Origin of the sequence: Virgibacillus alimentarius (assembly GCF_000709085.1) — a bacterium.
In the GTDB taxonomy this organism is placed as follows: domain Bacteria; phylum Bacillota; class Bacilli; order Bacillales; family Amphibacillaceae; genus Virgibacillus_B; species Virgibacillus_B alimentarius.
Genome location: NZ_JFBD01000056.1, coordinates 48,434 through 65,165 on the forward strand (window position 1 = coordinate 48,434; position 16,732 = coordinate 65,165).

19 protein-coding genes and 2 other annotated features are annotated in these 16,732 nt (G+C 37.3%); of the genes, 4 read left to right on the forward strand and 15 right to left on the reverse strand.

Annotated features, from left to right (window positions below):
• Positions 1-3 precede the first annotated feature (3 nt).
• Genes GZ63_RS0109875 through GZ63_RS0109885 form a run of 3 tightly spaced genes read left to right on the forward strand, consistent with a single transcriptional unit; the run spans position 4 to position 2,624 of the window.
• Complete coding sequence (locus GZ63_RS0109875) at positions 4-267, forward strand: hypothetical protein (protein WP_029269094.1); 264 nt, start codon at positions 4-6, stop codon at positions 265-267.
• A 2-nt stretch (positions 268-269) separates the two neighbouring features.
• Positions 270-1,625, forward strand: a complete 1,356-nt coding sequence (locus GZ63_RS0109880) for a tripartite tricarboxylate transporter permease (RefSeq protein WP_029269096.1) — start codon at positions 270-272, stop codon at positions 1,623-1,625.
• 48 nt (positions 1,626-1,673) lie between these two features.
• Complete coding sequence (locus GZ63_RS0109885; protein WP_029269098.1) at positions 1,674-2,624, forward strand: MBL fold metallo-hydrolase; 951 nt, start codon at positions 1,674-1,676, stop codon at positions 2,622-2,624.
• A gap of 70 nt (positions 2,625-2,694) precedes the next feature.
• Here the strand turns inward: GZ63_RS0109885 and GZ63_RS0109890 are convergent, their stop codons facing one another.
• The 8 genes from GZ63_RS0109890 to GZ63_RS0109925 form a co-directional block, all read right to left on the reverse strand.
• Positions 2,695-3,090, reverse strand: a complete 396-nt coding sequence (locus GZ63_RS0109890) for a hypothetical protein (RefSeq protein WP_029269100.1) — start codon at positions 3,088-3,090, stop codon at positions 2,695-2,697.
• A 104-nt stretch (positions 3,091-3,194) separates the two neighbouring features.
• Positions 3,195-3,962: an exodeoxyribonuclease III gene (locus GZ63_RS0109895; protein WP_029269102.1), complete on the reverse strand. Its 768-nt coding sequence runs from the start codon at positions 3,960-3,962 to the stop codon at positions 3,195-3,197.
• Positions 3,963-4,144: 182 nt separating this feature from the next.
• Entirely contained in the window at positions 4,145-4,744 is a 600-nt protein-coding gene (locus GZ63_RS0109900) for a short chain dehydrogenase (protein WP_029269104.1), read from the reverse strand.
• Between the two features lie 149 nt (positions 4,745-4,893).
• Entirely contained in the window at positions 4,894-5,229 is a 336-nt protein-coding gene (locus GZ63_RS0109905) for a thioredoxin family protein (RefSeq protein ID WP_029269106.1), read from the reverse strand.
• 108 nt (positions 5,230-5,337) lie between these two features.
• A complete protein-coding gene (locus GZ63_RS0109910) occupies positions 5,338-5,961 on the reverse strand; it encodes a CotY/CotZ family spore coat protein (RefSeq protein ID WP_051681453.1) in 624 nt (207 codons plus the stop codon).
• Positions 5,962-6,359: 398 nt separating this feature from the next.
• The gene (locus tag GZ63_RS17145; RefSeq protein WP_051681454.1) at positions 6,360-6,905 is read right to left on the reverse strand and encodes a YusW family protein; all 546 of its coding nucleotides are present in this window, start codon (positions 6,903-6,905) and stop codon (positions 6,360-6,362) included.
• 178 nt (positions 6,906-7,083) lie between these two features.
• Positions 7,084-8,028, reverse strand: coding sequence for a lipoyl synthase (lipA, locus tag GZ63_RS0109920; RefSeq protein ID WP_029269113.1), 945 nt, complete (start codon positions 8,026-8,028; stop codon positions 7,084-7,086).
• Between the two features lie 40 nt (positions 8,029-8,068).
• Positions 8,069-8,884, reverse strand: coding sequence for a lipoate--protein ligase family protein (locus tag GZ63_RS0109925; RefSeq protein ID WP_029269115.1), 816 nt, complete (start codon positions 8,882-8,884; stop codon positions 8,069-8,071).
• A 251-nt stretch (positions 8,885-9,135) separates the two neighbouring features.
• On the opposite strand from GZ63_RS0109925, the gene GZ63_RS0109930 reads away from it, so the two are divergent.
• Complete coding sequence (locus tag GZ63_RS0109930; protein WP_029269117.1) at positions 9,136-9,330, forward strand: SHOCT domain-containing protein; 195 nt, start codon at positions 9,136-9,138, stop codon at positions 9,328-9,330.
• Positions 9,331-9,432: 102 nt separating this feature from the next.
• Here GZ63_RS0109930 and trpA read toward each other — a convergent pair whose 3' ends face one another.
• From trpA to GZ63_RS0109965, 7 genes are all read right to left on the reverse strand, one after another.
• On the reverse strand, positions 9,433-10,230 hold the full coding sequence (gene trpA / locus GZ63_RS0109935; RefSeq protein ID WP_029269119.1) for a tryptophan synthase subunit alpha: 798 nt from the start codon (positions 10,228-10,230) through the stop codon (positions 9,433-9,435).
• The gene (gene trpB, locus GZ63_RS0109940) at positions 10,231-11,424 is read right to left on the reverse strand and encodes a tryptophan synthase subunit beta (RefSeq protein WP_029269121.1); all 1,194 of its coding nucleotides are present in this window, start codon (positions 11,422-11,424) and stop codon (positions 10,231-10,233) included.
• A gap of 4 nt (positions 11,425-11,428) precedes the next feature.
• Positions 11,429-12,037, reverse strand: coding sequence for a phosphoribosylanthranilate isomerase (locus GZ63_RS18140; RefSeq protein WP_029269123.1), 609 nt, complete (start codon positions 12,035-12,037; stop codon positions 11,429-11,431).
• On the reverse strand, positions 12,027-12,824 hold the full coding sequence (gene trpC / locus GZ63_RS18145) for an indole-3-glycerol phosphate synthase TrpC (protein WP_029269125.1): 798 nt from the start codon (positions 12,822-12,824) through the stop codon (positions 12,027-12,029). The genes GZ63_RS18140 and trpC overlap by 11 nt, the downstream gene beginning before the upstream one ends.
• Positions 12,825-12,830: 6 nt before the next feature.
• Positions 12,831-13,850 carry an anthranilate phosphoribosyltransferase gene (trpD, locus tag GZ63_RS0109955; RefSeq protein ID WP_029269127.1) on the reverse strand — a complete coding sequence of 340 codons (1,020 nt, stop codon included), beginning with the start codon at positions 13,848-13,850 and terminating at the stop codon, positions 12,831-12,833.
• 24 nt (positions 13,851-13,874) lie between these two features.
• Positions 13,875-15,275, reverse strand: a complete 1,401-nt coding sequence (trpE, locus tag GZ63_RS0109960; protein ID WP_029269129.1) for an anthranilate synthase component I — start codon at positions 15,273-15,275, stop codon at positions 13,875-13,877.
• 61 nt (positions 15,276-15,336) lie between these two features.
• Positions 15,337-15,582 (reverse strand) — a binding site (T-box leader).
• 81 nt (positions 15,583-15,663) lie between these two features.
• Positions 15,664-15,904 (reverse strand) — a binding site (T-box leader).
• Positions 15,905-16,074: 170 nt separating this feature from the next.
• Positions 16,075-16,635 carry a nitroreductase family protein gene (locus tag GZ63_RS0109965; RefSeq protein WP_029269131.1) on the reverse strand — a complete coding sequence of 187 codons (561 nt, stop codon included), beginning with the start codon at positions 16,633-16,635 and terminating at the stop codon, positions 16,075-16,077.
• Positions 16,636-16,732 lie beyond the last annotated feature (97 nt).

Genomic DNA, 16,732 nt, shown 5'->3' on the forward strand with positions numbered 1-16,732 from the left:
TTTATGGTGAACGATTCGGGACCATCGAGTGAAAAAAATGAAGTGAAAGAAAACGTTGAAATTTGGGAAGACGTAGTAAATATTAAAGATTTATTAATAAGTTTAATAATCAGTAGTATTACAACACTAGGGGGTTATTTAATTGCTCCGGATACTCCGCCGAAACCATTAATTTTTGGATTAATTGGAGCAATAATTGGTTTCATTATCAGCAGTGTGATTATAAAACCAAAACGTACATTTCAAATGATGGATGAGGAGAAGTAGTTATGGATGCAATTTTAATTATGGAAATGATTGCTGCTGCTATCGCTGGTGCAGTATTATATACAGTTATTGGAATAGCGCCTGGAACAGATGAAACTGCAGTACTTGCACCAGTAACGCTTGTGTTAGTTCTAGCGGGATTTGAACCAATTGTTATTTTAACGTTTTTTATTTCAGCTATTGTTGCTAAAAAACTAACCGATTCCATTCCTGTGGCGATAGCGGGAATACCTGGTGGCGTTATGTCAGCTCCGATGGTGGAGCATGCGATGGTGCTGAAAAAACATGGAGTGCCTGACTTAAGCATTCGAAAAATGGCATCAGGATCTGTAATAGGTACGATTATTGCGGTGCCAATGAGTTTGGTTTTAGCAAGCCTAATCGCCCCCTTAGCCGATGTAATAACAGATTATTCCAATCAAATATTTTTTGGTGGAGCAGTATTTTTAGCACTTATGACAAAAAACCGCATCCTCGCGTTAGTATCTATTGTTCCTTTCGCTTTACTTATTCAGGGATTACGTCATTTATACTGGGGGATAGGGGCGGTACCAGAAGATACAACAGTGTTTACATCCTTCTTTCTGGGAATTACGATTGGCCCTGTTATTTTAAAACTATTTGAATTACTAAATAAGGATATTCGAAAAAAGCTACCGCGTCATAATAAAAAAGAAATAAGGGTTAATAAGCATAAAGTAGAAAAAGGATTTCCTAACCCATTTAAAATTTTAGATAAAAAAGAAATCGGGACCACTTCCTTTGCCTCTGTTATGGGCGTACTTACCTTTTTCATGAGTCCAGTAGGGATGACGATATTTTTGGGAGAAACATTATCAAGCAGGGTGAAAGATCCAATAAAAAGAGCAGCCAGAGCTATTTCAAGTATGGATGGGTTAACGAACGCCGCATATATTTCAGGTACATTAGTCCCTTTAATTGCACTAGGTGTTCCCTTGTCTCCAACAGCAATTGGTCCGGGAAGTGCATTGTTTAATGCCCCGCCAGTATTTACACTGGAAAATAACCTGCATCACTTATTGTCGATGAGTGATTTTATCATAGCAACAGTTATCGGCTCGATAATTGCGATTGGTTTTACATTCTATATTACAATAAAGTATTCACAACAAATTTGTGCATTTGTGTTTAAATATATACCACACGAAGCAATGCTTGGCCTGTTTTTTGGGCTCGTTTTAATGCTTTCCTTTATGGATGCAGGATGGATTAACATTGGTGGTGTTTTATTGATCAGTTTAGTTGCTGGAATTCTACATCGCTGGGGTGTTAATTATGGTGTCCAATTTATGGTATTATATGCAGCGCCATGGCTTGTATCTGTTTTGGTAGGATAATCTGTTGTATTAATAAAATTAGTATGTCATTTGATGGGAGGATTTGTTATGCGAGAGAAAGAGCCAATTTACTTAGGTAATCGAATTCATTTGATCGACGGATTTGATATGGGTATTCCTGCACGTACGGGTACATATGTTATTGATGAAGAAGCACTGACTCTGGTGGAAACCGGACCCAGTCCATCGATAAAATATGTAAAGAAAGGGTTAACATCCTTGGGGTTTTCATTAAATGATGTGAAGTATATCATTGTTACTCATATTCATTTGGATCATTCTGGAGGTGCTGGGGTGCTATTGAAGGATTGTCCAAACGCTACTGTCGTTGTTCATCCAAGGGGCGCAAGACATCTTGTTGATCCAAAGAAATTAGCAGCAGGAGCAAGAGCAGTTTATGGCGACAGTTTTGAAGAATTGTTTGAGCCGATTCTTCCGATACCGGAGGATCGTTTACTTATTAAAGGGGAAGGAGATACGCTCCAAATTGGGACAAATTGTACACTAGAATTTATGGATACACCCGGTCACTCAAGACATCACTTTAGTATTTTTGATTCAGTAAGCAATGGTATTTTTGTAGGTGATACGGTCGGTGTTTATTATAAGCAATTAGCACGTGAGGGAATTGACTTATTTTTACCGAGTACTTCCCCTAATCATTTTGATCCAGATGCAATGCATACATCAATAGAACGAATAAGGAATATGAATGTTGATAAAATTTACTATGGACATTTTGGGATGACAGATAAAGTAAACCTTGCATTAAATCAAGCTTCTAAGTGGATAGATGAATATGTAGAGTTAGGTGAACAGACAATAGAAGAAGGGAAGGGGTATGATGAACTTTCCGAGCGAATGCTTCAAAGAGTCAGGAGCTACTTAAAAACATTACATGTGTCTGATAAACATGATGTTTATGTGATTCTTAATTTGGATATGAAGGTTTGTGCATTAGGATTGATTGACTATTTTCAGAAGTTGAAAAGGCAATAGTAAAAAGATGTAGGAATAGACCAGTCGATAGTGGGACTGGTCTTTTTAGAGTAGCAATATCTTTGATCACTTAATTATTTTCTTCTTGCGTTTTCATAAATGTTAGAATTGCAAAAAATACAAAGCTTAATAATAAAATCGTTCCACCAACGATAAAGAAAACGGTTGGCATAGCACCTTCCATTCCAAATGGTTTTACATAATAAAACCACATTCCAACGGTTAAACCAATTGCTCCAATAATGGCTGACCATACATGTAGCGTTGCAATAATTGTATTAGCGGGGGTGAATAGTTTATAGAAAACTGCCCATGCAAATAATGTTAACCAGCCAACAACAAGTATATGTGCATGTACGGATTTAAAAGCAAGACTGCCCGCTCCAGCCATATGTGATCCTAAAAATGCCCCTACCAATGCAAATAGGGCTGAAAATCGAAGTAATAGTTTACTATATTTATTCAAAATGTTTCCTCCTTTTTGTTTATTTATATCAATAGGTTTTATTCGCATTATATTTATAGTTTATATATCAAATATGAACGGAGTATGAACAAATGGTTACATTATTAACAGGAGGCAGGAATATTTATTTCCAGTGCAATCGGGCAATGGTCACTTCCCATGACTCCTGCGTGGATTTGTGAGTCTTTTAATCTTTCTGCTAACCTTTCTGAAACAATAAAATAATCAATACGCCATCCAATATTTCTTTCTCTTACTGTTTTCATGTAGGACCACCAGGTATATAGCCCTTCCGTATCTGGATAGAAATAGCGTAGACTATCAATAAAGCCGGATGCAAGTAAGTTGGACATCTTGCTGCGTTCTTCCACGGTGAATCCGGAATTACCGCGGTTTGTTTTGAAATTTTTTAAGTCAATCTCCTGGTGTGCTACATTAAAGTCACCACATAGAATAACAGGTTTGATTTCATCCAACGCTTTAATGTGATTAAAAAATGCATCTTCCCAAGCCATACGCACATCCAGCCTTGCCAAATCCCGTTGTGAATTTGGTGTATACACATTGACTAGATAAAAACGTTCAAATTCAAGTGTAATAATACGTCCTTCGTCTTGTGAATTATTTTCGCCAAGGCCATAATGAACAGATAATGGCTTTTGCTTTGTAAATACAGCTGTTCCGGAATACCCTTTTCTTACCGCATAATTCCAGTACTGATGATAGTTTTCTAAATCTAACGTGATTTGACCGGATTGTAATTTAATTTCTTGCACGCAGAATATATCTGCATTTATTTTATGAAAATAATCCATAAAACCTTTCCGCACACAAGCCCGAAGTCCATTCACATTCCAAGAAACCAATTTCATGTTTTCGTTCTCCCTTTTCTGATTTTAAGCTTGTCTATTAGTTTAGCATATTCTTTGAAGGAAGAAAGAACGATTTGTTATAGGTAGGAAGGGAGTTGGTATTAAAAAGAAGAAGTTATAGAAAACCACAAGTAAAAAACACCTGCCTCCATGCTTTTAGCAAAGAGACAGGCGTCCCTCTGTTAATACACTTCATAATTTTGTCCAGTTTGAGCACCACAAACACTTTTCTTAAAAGCAAGTGCTACACGGTGGGCAGGTACAGGTTCAAATCCGAGAAAAAAAGGCTCCAACCTCTCCCAAGATTCTTCCACTGCATTGGGGCTTACACTGTTTATCCGTATTCCTCTTGGCATTTCAATGGAAGATGCTTTTACAAATGATTTTACACCGCCATTCGCCATTGCGGCTGAAGCACCTTGAGGAATAGGGTCATCCATCATGATGCCGGTAGTTAATGTGAAGCTTCCATTATCATTTACATTATTTAAACCTAAAAGTACCAGGTTGATTTGTCCTTTTAATTTACTCTCGATACCTTTCTCATTAAGTTCTGGTGTCAATTCAGAAACGGAAGCGAAAGTTGCACCACCGGCTGCATTTACAACGGCATCAATTTTACCTACTTGTTCATACATTTTTTTAATGCTGTCGGGCGATGTTATATCTACAGTTACATCTGCACCATTACGGCCTGCGCAAATAATTTCATGTTCTTTTTCTAATTCCTTTTTAATTTCTTTTCCAATAGTGCCACTGGCACCAACTATTAATATTCTCATTTTTTACCTCTTTTCTTATTTATTTAATACATTCGTTTATCAAATATGTACCCTCTATACGTATGCCGTTAATGATACACGTATGCATATTAAAGGCTGAAGATGGTTTATTTTACTAACCTTTCTATGGAAAATATGTTGTTTTGGGTTCAGCCTACTAGGTTTTCATATATTTTATCTATCTTTTCTTCTAAGCGTTGCAAATGAACAATGCGAGCCTCACGTATATATTCCTTGCCATCAACAAAGAGGAGTAATACAGGAGCAGTAAATACGGAAAAGCGACCCGCAACGGCTTCTACTTCACTCGCATCGATATAACCTAATTGAATTTTTGGATACTTAGACATCAATTGTTTCATCTGGGGCAGCAATCCTTTGCATACACTGCAATTGGTCTGTGATATAAATAAAAAAGAAAGCTGATTTTGCGAAATAAATTGTTCAATCTTTGCTAATGATGAAATATGTTGAAATTCCCTCATGCTCTCACCTCTTTCATGTATTATATAAGCAGTAATAAACTTTTTCCTTTTATTTGCTCAAAATAAACTGACTAGGGCAAGGGAGCACTAGTCAGTTTTAAACAGATATTATCTTGCAAGAGGTTTTGTTGCAGGCAGGCAAGCGATTCCGTTAAAGGAATGCAAGTCAACTGTTATACAGATGCCTGTTTCTATAAGTTTCCCACTGTTATTTGGTGGTACCACAGAAAAACAATCATCATAGTGAGGATGGTTGTGATAATCATGGTGTTCATGATGATCATGGTGATCGTGGTGTCCATGATGTGCTCGTTGTTGAAACTCTAGTAGTTCTAATTCTACACAGCACCCAGATCCGCCTTTGACAAACCTTTTAGCTTTGAAAATGCTGGACTCTACACAAATAAAGTTCCAGTCTTTTGTAACTCCTTTTGCTTTAAACACATCACAATTGCCTTTGCAATAAAGCATGAATGGTACTGTTGTAAAATTATTTCTATTGCGATTAGGTGAAAGCAAATCTTTAATTGATTGTTCACAACCTGTAGAACAGCAATTTTCATTTTCTTCTGCTACTCGATCCTGTTCGCGTATAATCTTTTTAACGGTGTCACATACACAGCTTTCTTGTTTAGAACACTGGCATTGGCTATTGCAACAATGGCTGTGCCCATGTTCATGGTGATGAACGGGTTCTTGATGACGACGAAACTTTTCACGATAATATCCCATTAAAAAACCTCCCTTTTGTTATTTGATACATTAATACTATATGAGAAGGATTAATTAATGGTTGTATAATAGTCTAATTCTAGTAAATATGAGCAAGTTATCCATGTACATATATAAAAATGATGTGAATGTATTGAGCAATAAGCCAAAACAAAGCTGTAATAATCGCATAATTTATATAATAAATCTAAACAAGTCTTGTAATAGATTGATACAACTCATGATAACTCTGCTAGGGAAGCTAACTGATCACTAGTTTCCCTTCAATAAGACACCTTTACTTTCATTGCTTCCATAATGAAGAAAAGAAGCACGCCATAAACCATGAAATAGGTACGGCGTGTTTTGTCATTTCCCGGGAAATATCGACACCATGTTTTATGCTTTTTTAGATGTATTTATACTTTGTCTTCAAATTCGACATTTTTTCCGTTTTCAAAGGATATTTCTAGTTCAAATTTTTGATAATCAGGGTCTAAATCGAAAGCTTTTAGAGCTTCTTTAATAGCATTATTTTTGTTTGTATTTTGATCAATCATAAGCTTTTTCAATCTAGGGAAGATTTTATTGAAGGCTTCCTCTCCGCTTGATTGTAAACCGTTTACATCGTCTTCTAAGTCTGCTTCCATTCCATTGGCTTCTTGTTCGATACTTGCTTCGTACTCTTTATCGCCTTCATATTCAACGCTTAGTTCAAAGCGTGTATAAGCTAATTCATCCATTTTTTGTTTCATATCATCAGGGGATGTGGCGTCCAAATTTTCATTATTGGCAGTGCCATTGTTCTCATAATTCATATCATCTGCATTATCATCATTATCCACGGCTCCTTCGTTTTTTTGATTCGTATTAGCATTTTCTTCAGTTGGATCCCCTTGTGTACCGCAGGCTATCAAAGTTAAAGAGAGTATAAGCATTGTTATAAGTAGTGAATTTTTCCTCATGTTATTTTAACCTCCTCAAAAGTTTGTTGTTAATAATTTGTCCATCTTTCAGGAAACTAAACGAAAGAAGAAGTTTTATTGATCATACGTTTGATTAACGAATCTCGTAATTAATGCATAAATCAAAAATAGGAACAAACCTATAATAAGTCTGCTCCTATTTTTTGTTAGGAAATTTTTAAAATGTGAAATCTACTGTTTTATTTTCTTGATTTTCGTAGCCCTTCATATATTTAATTCTGCGTTGAGCAGATGCTTGGTTAACTTGCTCATCAGCGTGATAGGAAGATCTTACTAGTGGACCAGCCTCACAGTGACGGAACCCTTTTTCTAAAGCAATCTTTTTCAGTTCAGCAAATTCATCAGGATGATAATAACGCTCTACATTTAAATGCTTTTTTGTAGGTTGCAAGTATTGGCCAATCGTCATGATATCAACGTCATGTGCTAATAAATCATCCATTGCTTGAACAATTTCCTCTTTTTCTTCACCTAGTCCAACCATGATGCTTGATTTTGTTGGTGTATTTGGTGCAATCTCTTTTACGCGCTGCAGGAGAGTTAATGATCTGTCATACATTGCCCGAGCCCGAACGCGTTTTGTCAGTCTTCTAACGGTTTCAATGTTGTGATTAAAGATGTCTGGTTCACTGTCCATTAATGTGTGTAAGCTTTCATAGTCGCCTTTCATATCAGAAGGCAAGATTTCAATGGTACATCCAGGATTTTTTCGGCGGATTGCGCGAACAGTTTCTGCGAAAACAGCTGCTCCACCATCATTTAAGTCATCCCTAGCAACGGCCGTAACAACAACGTGCTTCAATCCCATTATTTCTACAGAGTCTGCTACACGTTCAGGTTCTCCCCAATCAAGTTCGTTCGGAAGTCCGGTTTTTACTGCACAGAATCTGCAGCCACGTGTACACGTATCTCCTAAAATCATGAAAGTTGCCGTTTTGCGCTCACTCCAGCATTCATGGATGTTTGGGCATCTTGCTTCCTCACATACCGTGTTTAATTTTTTGTCGCGCATTAATTTCTTTAACCCAGTATATGATTTGTTTGTATTTAATTTTATTTTAAGCCATTCCGGTTTGCGTATGTATTCTTCCTGCTTTGACATTTTATATATACACTCCTTTAATAGTAAGATAGTAAAAATTTTATGTTAATATATCAGCTGTATACTTTTCTTTTGCTAATTGAAGAACTTCTTCCCATTTGGATTCAGACAATGTAAATGGCTTTAGTTTAATATCTAGCCCTGTTTGAAACCCTTTAAAGAAGGATTCTTTCAACATGTCATACGTATGCTTTTTATTTGTGATCTGATTGATAGCAATCGCCTTTTTGGAAAATGAAGCCCGTTTGCGATTTTTGACTTTTTCAGATGGAAAAAGAAATAAATCAAATAACATGTTTTCATCAATACTCATCGGGATTGATCCATGTTGTAGCAATACACCTTTTTTCCGTGTTTGCGCATTGCCGGATATTTTTTTCCCATCAATAATCATTTCATAATATGCCGGTTTTTCAAAACAGACAGCAGTTCTATCTTTTAGGGACTCCTTATCTGGATATGCATATTCCGCGTGAATACCTAAGTTCTTATAACCTTCTAGAATGCCTTTGGTTAAGATATAATAGGCCTCACGAACTGATTTAGGAATGGACGGATGATTTTCGCTAACAACTAGGCTATATGTTAATTCATCATCATGCAAAACAGCGCTGCCGCCAGTTAAGCGACGCACAAATTGGCAGCTGTGCCGCTCTATTGCAGAGAAATCAATGGTCTTTTCTATTTTTTGAAAGTGCCCGACAGAAAGACTGGGAGCTGACCATCCATAAAAACGTAATGTAGGAGGGATTTCCCCATTGCTATGCCAATTTAATAAAGATTCATCCAGTGCCATATTTACAGAAGCATCGAGGTGCCCTGTATCAATAAATCCCCACTCTTCTTTTTCAAAAATAAGCTCCACCTCCTATGTATTTTAACTGCCTTTTATAGACGATTAAAAGGTAACAGACTATTCCTTATTTTAACATAGACGGCATGCTTTTTGTTATTAATTTCAGCTTTTCTATTATAGTACAGTCCATGCTTTGCGTGATTTATTCCTCATATTAACGGTCCGGAAAAATCATGGGAAGGAGGATGCAAGGAGTTTGCATGAAATCCTAATTTAGTGGGAATGTATAGGTAGAAGAGGAGGTAAAAAATATGTCTATATTAAATCTAGGCTATATACGTATTTTTTTATCTATTATTGTGTTCGTTGTATTGGTTATTATCCTTATTCGCTTTAGGGCAAGCAAAAATCCGGCAAAAGATTCTTTAGATCTATTAAGAGAAAAATATGAAAGAGGAGAACTGACAAAAGAAGAATATGAAGAAGCACGTAAAATGCGCGAGTGATAAATAGGCGATTTATGTATAAACAAAGGTTTCCAGTTATTGTTATATTACACAAAAGTGCCTTTTAGAAAACAGCACTTTTGTGTATGAAATAGTAAAAGACTAATTTACTGATATGTTTTTCTTGCCACTTGCTCCTTGAATCAGCTCTTTAATCGCTTCTGTCTTTCCGTGATGAAGCAAATCCACAATTTTACTTCCGACAATCACACCGTCACAAGCACTTCCTAATTTCCTTGCCTGTTCTGCATTGGATACACCAAAGCCTGCCAGGACAGGTAAAGAGGTAAATTCCTTTAATTCCTGTAAATAAGAGTGAACTTCTTTTTCATGTGCCGATCTGGCTCCTGTTGTCCCTTTAACAGATACCGCATAAAGAAAACCTTCTGTTCGGGCAGCAATATCACGAAGCCGTTCTTTAGGACTTGTTAATGCTGCAAGACGTATGAAAGCTACTGCATGCTGTTTTAGGAGGTTAGCGAGTAAATCTTCTTCTTCCATTGGCAGATCAGGAATAATTACTCCGCTAACTCCAGCCTCTTCACAGCTTTTTGCAAATTTTTCAATGCCGTATGCATAAATTGGATTTAAGTAGGTCATAAAAACAATAGGTAATGTTCGTTTCTCCCTGAAGGTTTGTAATGTTTCAAAAATTCCTGATAAGGTTGTTCCATTTGCAATGGATCGTTGGCCAGCCTCTTGTATTGTAGGACCATCTGCTACTGGGTCAGAAAAGGGAACACCGAGTTCAACAGCTGCAGCTCCTGATTCTTGAAGAAAATTTAGCCGTTCTTCTAATTTATTTAAACCTCCGTCTCCAGCCATGATATAGGGTACAAATATTTTTTCTCCCGCTTTACGTTTGTCTGCTAACGCTTTGTCTAACATTTGTTTACTCATTTATTTCCCCTCCAATGCATCTTTAACTTGTTCGACATCTTTATCGCCACGACCAGATAAACAGATCACGATAGACTGATTGTCATCCATTTGTTTTGCCAGTTTCATTGTATAGGCTACAGCATGTGCGCTTTCCAAAGCTGGAATGATCCCCTCCACATGGGATAAATATTGGAAGGCTTCAAGTGCTTCCTCATCCGTAATAGAATCATAGGTAACACGTTTCATCTCGTGTAAATGGCTGTGTTCAGGACCAACACCAGGGTAGTCAAGACCGGCTGAAATGGAATATGCTTCTTGAATTTGTCCATGGTCATTCTGTAATAAATAGGTCATAGTGCCGTGTAAGACTCCCACAGACCCATCCGTTAACGTTGCTGCATGTTTTGCTGACTCGATTCCGTTGCCTCCAGCTTCAACTCCGTAAAGTTTGACATTCTCATCTTGGATAAACGGGTAAAACATCCCCAAGGCGTTACTGCCACCTCCTACACAAGCAACAACCGCATCTGGCAGGGAACCTGTTTTTTCTTTATGCTGTTGTTTTGTTTCTTCGCCGATAACTGATTGGAAATCGCGAACAATTTTCGGAAATGGGTGAGGTCCGACAACTGATCCCAGTATATAATGGGTGTCAGAAACATGACTAACCCAATAACGTAATGCTTCGTTAACAGCATCCTTTAGTGTCCCGCTTCCTTGTGATACACTTTCAACTTTTGCTCCTAGAAGTTCCATGCGAAATACGTTTAACTTTTGTCTGCGCATATCTTCTTCTCCCATAAATACAATGCATTCAAGACCAAGAAGAGCACATACTGTTGCAGTAGCTACACCATGTTGACCTGCACCTGTTTCAGCAACAACTTTTTTCTTTCCCATTCTTTTTGCTAACAAGGACTGACCGATTGTATTATTAATTTTGTGGGCTCCCGTATGGTTCAGGTCTTCTCGTTTTAAATAAATTTTTGGGCCATCTAACTTTTTAGATAAATTTTCTGCGTAATATAGTGGTGTTTCACGTCCTATATAATCTTTCAGATAATAATTTAGTTCTTCTATAAAAGCTCGATCTTGCATCGCGTCTTCATATGCCTTATCGAGTTCAAGCAATGCAGGCATTAATAGCTCGGGAACAAATCTACCTCCGTAATTTCCGTATTTTCCTTCCTTGTCTGGCATTGTATATGTCAACATTCTAATCATCCTTTCTTTTAGCTTTTGTAATGAATTGCTCCATTTTCTCTAAGTCTTTTTCGCCATTTGTTTCAACGCCGCTTGAGACGTCTACTCCAGCAGCATTTGTTATCGCTATCGCTTCTTGTACATTTTCTTTGGAAAGTCCTCCGGCTATCATCACTTTATCTGGTTGTATTTTTGTTTCTTTTACTAAATTCCAGTTAAATGTCACTCCGTTTCCACCGCGATATGCACTAGCAGGGCTATCTAATAGATAGTAATCACAGGGGTAAGATGGAATGAATCCAGTTTCCTCCTTTTGTATTGAAAAAGCTTTAATCACTGGATAGGGAAGCCGTGCAGCCAGTTCAGCAGGCTCATCTCCATGGAGCTGAATGACATCTAAGTCAACTTTTCCAGCAATTTTTAAAATGTTTTCCCTTGTTTCATTCACAAACACGCCTACTTTTTTCACCTTGGGCGGAAGGGTAGCTGCAATTCGAGCGGCATTCTCTGGACTAATCTTCCGTTTGCTTGCCGCGAATACAAATCCAATAAAATCTGCACCAGATTTACATGCATGACGCGCAGCTTCCTCTGTTGTTATACCGCATATTTTAACGAGCATTGTTCACATTTCCTTCTTTTACTTGAATTTGTAAATCGGAAAACGTTTTTGATAAATTTTCGGATCGCATCAATGTTTCGCCGACAAGAATACCGTTTGCGCCATGTTCGGCAACTTCGTAAACGTCCTCTTTTGTTGCAATTCCACTTTCACTAATAAGAATGGTTTTTGGGTTTTCCACCATCGAAGTGAGCTTTTTTGTTACTGTTAGATCAACAGTAAACGTTTTTAAATCTCGATTATTAATACCAATAATCGGTGCTCCAAGATGAATTGCGCGCTCCATTTCATGCTCATTGTGTACTTCACAAAGCACCTCCAGATCTAATTCTGCAGCATAGTTATAGAGGGACTTTAATGAAGATTCCGACAATGCTGCTACGATAAGCAGAATAATCGATGCTCCAGCTGCTTTTGCTTGATCAATCTGCACTTTATCAATTATAAAATCCTTGCATAATAGGGGAAGGCTGACTGCCTCGCGTACAGCTCGTAAATCATCCATAGAACCATTGAAAAATGTTTTATCTGTTAAGATAGAAATCGCACCAGCTCCGGAGGACTCATATTTTCGAGCCTGAATAACAGGATCCACCTTCGAATTAATCGCACCTTTGGAAGGGGATGCACGCTTGATTTCGGCAATGATATTCATCTGCAGATTACGAGCAAATGTTTCTGAAATTTTTGCTATGTCTTTGTTGAAATTTATTTTATCAAATGTTTGCTTTCTCAGTAATTCTACTTCCTTTTCTTTTTGCCTTAAAATGTTATCTAAAATAGTCATATTCCATCACCCCACTAGGATTTTTTTGCTATAGTCCGCTAATCGATGTAGTTTTTCAAGCGCTGCACCACTTGCGATGCTTTCTCTAGCCATGTCAATCCCACTTTTCATCGTTTGAGCGATGCCATTTGCATATAACCCAAGGCCAGCATTTAAAAGAACTGTATCATAATAGGGACCAGGTTTTCCGTTTAAAACACGCAACAATATGTCAGCATTTTCTTCGGCATTGCCACCCCTTATTTTTTCGTTAGGGTAGACTGGCAAATCGAGTTCTGACGGATGGATGGTAAAATTCGTGACTTTTCCTTCGTTTAGTAAGGAAAGATGGTTTTCACCAGCTAGAGAGGCTTCATCCATATATCCAGCTCCATTAATTGCAATTGCTCTTCGTCGTCCTAATCGATGCATGGTTTCAGCGATCATAGGAAGCATATCCCGTCGATAAACCCCAACAAATTGTGTATCCAATGTGACCGGATTCGTAAGGGGACCAATAAGATTAAAAACGGTTGGAATCCGTAGGTCTTGTCGCACTTTCATAAAACGTTTCATCCCTTGATGAATATTTGGGGCATACAAGAAGGCGATGTTATTTTCGTGTAAAATTTCTTCCATTTGTTCTTTTTGAAACGTTAATGAAATGCCTAAATGTTCTAGTACATCCGCACTTCCAGTCTTGCTGGAAATACTGCGATTTCCGTGTTTGGCAACTGTTACTCCTGCACCAGCAATAACAAAGGCAGCAGTTGTACTAATATTAAAACTATAGGAACCATCTCCTCCTGTTCCACAATTATCCATCACATTTGTTAATCGATTTGACTTTTGACTTGATTCGGAACGGATGATCTCAGCTAATCCAGCGATTTCCTCTGGCGTTTCTCCTTTTGCCCGTAAAGCAATTAGAAATGCTGCTAATTCGCTATCAGATATCTGTTCATTAAAACAGCTTTTTGCTGCCTCTTTCATTTCTTCTATACGAAGGTTTTCTTGATTGATCACTTTTTCCAAAAATTTCCTCATCCTAATACTCCTTTCCTATTTAGCTTAGATATAGTGACTTGCTTCAATTAATGACCTGGATTTATGCAATGTTTCTTGATATTCCGCTTCCGGTTTAGAGTCGGCCACAATTCCTGCGCCAACTTGAAGGTATGCATTTTTTTCTTTTATAATGAGTGATCGTATCGTTAGCGTCATATTTAAATCGTAATTAAAGCCAATATATCCAATTCCTCCTCCATAGACACCACGTTTTTTATCTTCTAATCCGTTAATGATCTGCATCGCCTTGAGTTTTGGTGCACCAGATACTGTTCCAGCTGGTAAGCAAGCAATAAGCGCATCAATACTTGTTAGATTATGCTTTAAGACGCCGCGAACTTCAGAGACCATGTGCATAACGTGTTGATATTTTTCAATAGCCGTGTAGGTGGGAGTGGAAATAGTGCTTTTTTCACAAATGCGGCTAAGATCATATTTGCTTAGGTCGACAAGCATATCATGCTCCGATCTTTCTTTTTTATCTGAGAGAAGATCTTTTGTGTTTGCTTCATCTTCAAGTGTTGTTTTCCCGCGGGGACGTGTTCCCGCTATTGGATTCGTGATAATTGTTGAACCGCTCGTTTGAACCAAACTTTCCGGAGATGCACCTAAAACGATATAATCATGAAAATCAATATAGAACATGTATGGTGATGGATTAGCTCTTCTAAGCTTGCGGTAAAACGTAAATGGATCTCCGTTTGTTTTTGCTTTCATTCGCTGTGATAGAACAACTTGTAATACTTCATTGTCTTGAATATATTTTTTTGCTTTTTTAACATTATCGATAAATCGTTGTTTTTCCATCTCAGGTTCAAATACCATATTTTCTTCCTTGGTTATGCTTTCGTCTTGTATGGCAGTTAATGCCTTTTTCATCTTGTTTATCCTCTGATCTAAAATGTTTTCATCTTGCCGTTCAAGATTCATTGCAATCAGATAAACAGACTCGTTTCTATGGTCAAAGACAATGATGTCTTTATAAAACATTAAATGAACATCAGGCATATTCAGATCGTCAGGGAGCTCGCATCCCAAATTTTCATAGGAACGGATCGCATCGTAGCCAACAAATCCAATTCCGCCGCCGATGAAAGGAAAGGGGAGCTCGATATCCATTTTTGGAAAATAAGTTTGTAAGGCAGACAAAGCCGGCTTTTTTTCAATATTTACTGTTCCACGTATATTATTTAGGATCGTACTTTCTCCTTTTGTACCGATTATTTCCTGATAAGGATTAGCTCCCATAAATGAATACTTTCCTTTTTGATCATGAGACATGGAGCTTTCTAATAAAAATTTTTTCCGCCCTTCCAAATTGCTGAAGATCGCAATTGGTGTTAATGTATCAGCATTTTGTTTTACAACTTTATAGGGAAGAGCAGTTTGTGTATTAACTTTCATCGTTTTAGCCTCCTCATCAATAAATAAAAAAATCCTCTATAAACACATTTGATCTGTGTTTATAGAGGACGATAGTGTGACCGCGGTGCCACCTCTTTTGAAAAAAACAATTTTCATCTTATTCAGGTACGGATTCATTAAAATCGTATACCCTATCCTTGTAACGGTGGAATTCCGTGTTTCCCTAGTCTTACTTCAGGAAACCTCTCGTAAGTCCATTCAACATCATCCACGTACCAGGTTTCCAGCAGCCCCGGCTCTCTGTGACGTTTCAAATATGCCTACTTCTCTTACTCCTTGATTTAAATATTCAGTTTTATGAAAACTACGTATGATCTTAGATTATGTTTACAACTTTATTTTTAAAAACAAAAAAACCTCTATCCGGAAAAAGGACGAGGATCTCGTGGTACCACCTTTATTAGCTAAAATAGCTCACTCTGGTAATATGAAAATCACATTTCATATTATCTCGTATAACGATGAGACATTTCGCCAAAGCCTACTTCATCTTCTGGTTCGGTTTGGAAGCTCTAAAGTCCATTCATCTATAATGTCACACTGGTTTGCACCTGCCACCAGTTCTCTGAATGTGTTTATAGATTACTACTCTTCGTCTTCGCTTGTCGATTTAATTATTGAAACTAATGATAAGGCAACTTTGAGTAAAAGTCAACAGTTTTAAAAATATTTTTAGAAGTATCCTTTTATTCTTAATATTACTAAAGTGTGTTGTGTTTAGAGTGATGCTGAAAACAAAAAAACACTAATGTCGGGGAGGACATTCAGTGTTTTTTAGTTATCCTTTATACGTTTCAAATTTTTCCACTACTGGTATTCTTTCTTTTTTGGCTGGTTGCGTATCAAAATATCCAAGGTGTAAGAAACCGACTATTTTTTCGTTGGCACTAACATCTAAGATTTCTTTTGTTTTCGGTTCATAGATATGTGGATTTGTTCTCCATACGACACCAAGCTGTTTTTCCCATGCCAAAAGCCAGAAGTTTTGGATCATGCTTGCAGTAGCACCAAAATTCTCATCCCATTGTTTTTGGTTATCTGGTTCTTCCATAATTACAACAAGATAGGCACTCGGTTCATTTAGAAATGCCTCACGATTTTCTTGTCTTTCTTCTGGGTATGTAGACGCCACCCTTTTAGCAAAGTCAGCTTTTTGATCTTCTCCGATAAAAATAAAGCGCCATGGTTGTCTCATGCCATGTGTAGGTGCCCATATGGCATCTTCCAACAGTTCTAGAACTGCTTCTTCTGTTACTTTCTTATCATTATAACCCTTTTTAACAGAGCGACGTTCACGAATGATTTTCGCCAATTCTGTCTGGTTTTTTGTTTGGTCCATTCAAAAATCGTCTCCTTTATTTAAATGATAATTATTATCATTTAAATTGTATACGATCGAGCACATAAAAGCAATAAAGCGACAATTTTCTAAAAAA

Bases quoted from the DNA above. Each gene is read 5' to 3' on its own strand.
- GZ63_RS0109875 (WP_029269094.1), top strand. From the start codon at position 4: ATGGTGAACGATTCGGGACCATCGAGTGAAAAAAATGAAGTGAAAGAA.
- GZ63_RS0109880 (WP_029269096.1), top strand. From the start codon at position 270: ATGGATGCAATTTTAATTATGGAAATGATTGCTGCTGCTATCGCTGGT.
- GZ63_RS0109885 (WP_029269098.1), top strand. From the start codon at position 1,674: ATGCGAGAGAAAGAGCCAATTTACTTAGGTAATCGAATTCATTTGATC.
- GZ63_RS0109895 (WP_029269102.1), bottom strand. From the start codon at position 3,962: ATGAAATTGGTTTCTTGGAATGTGAATGGACTTCGGGCTTGTGTGCGG.
- GZ63_RS0109900 (WP_029269104.1), bottom strand. From the start codon at position 4,744: ATGAGAATATTAATAGTTGGTGCCAGTGGCACTATTGGAAAAGAAATT.
- GZ63_RS0109905 (WP_029269106.1), bottom strand. From the start codon at position 5,229: ATGAGGGAATTTCAACATATTTCATCATTAGCAAAGATTGAACAATTT.
- GZ63_RS0109910 (WP_051681453.1), bottom strand. From the start codon at position 5,961: ATGGGATATTATCGTGAAAAGTTTCGTCGTCATCAAGAACCCGTTCAT.
- GZ63_RS17145 (WP_051681454.1), bottom strand. From the start codon at position 6,905: ATGAGGAAAAATTCACTACTTATAACAATGCTTATACTCTCTTTAACT.
- lipA (WP_029269113.1), bottom strand. From the start codon at position 8,028: ATGTCAAAGCAGGAAGAATACATACGCAAACCGGAATGGCTTAAAATA.
- GZ63_RS0109930 (WP_029269117.1), top strand. From the start codon at position 9,136: ATGTCTATATTAAATCTAGGCTATATACGTATTTTTTTATCTATTATT.
- trpA (WP_029269119.1), bottom strand. From the start codon at position 10,230: ATGAGTAAACAAATGTTAGACAAAGCGTTAGCAGACAAACGTAAAGCG.
- GZ63_RS18140 (WP_029269123.1), bottom strand. From the start codon at position 12,037: ATGCTCGTTAAAATATGCGGTATAACAACAGAGGAAGCTGCGCGTCAT.
- trpC (WP_029269125.1), bottom strand. From the start codon at position 12,824: ATGACTATTTTAGATAACATTTTAAGGCAAAAAGAAAAGGAAGTAGAA.
- trpD (WP_029269127.1), bottom strand. From the start codon at position 13,850: ATGAGGAAATTTTTGGAAAAAGTGATCAATCAAGAAAACCTTCGTATA.
- trpE (WP_029269129.1), bottom strand. From the start codon at position 15,275: ATGAAAGTTAATACACAAACTGCTCTTCCCTATAAAGTTGTAAAACAA.
- GZ63_RS0109965 (WP_029269131.1), bottom strand. From the start codon at position 16,635: ATGGACCAAACAAAAAACCAGACAGAATTGGCGAAAATCATTCGTGAA.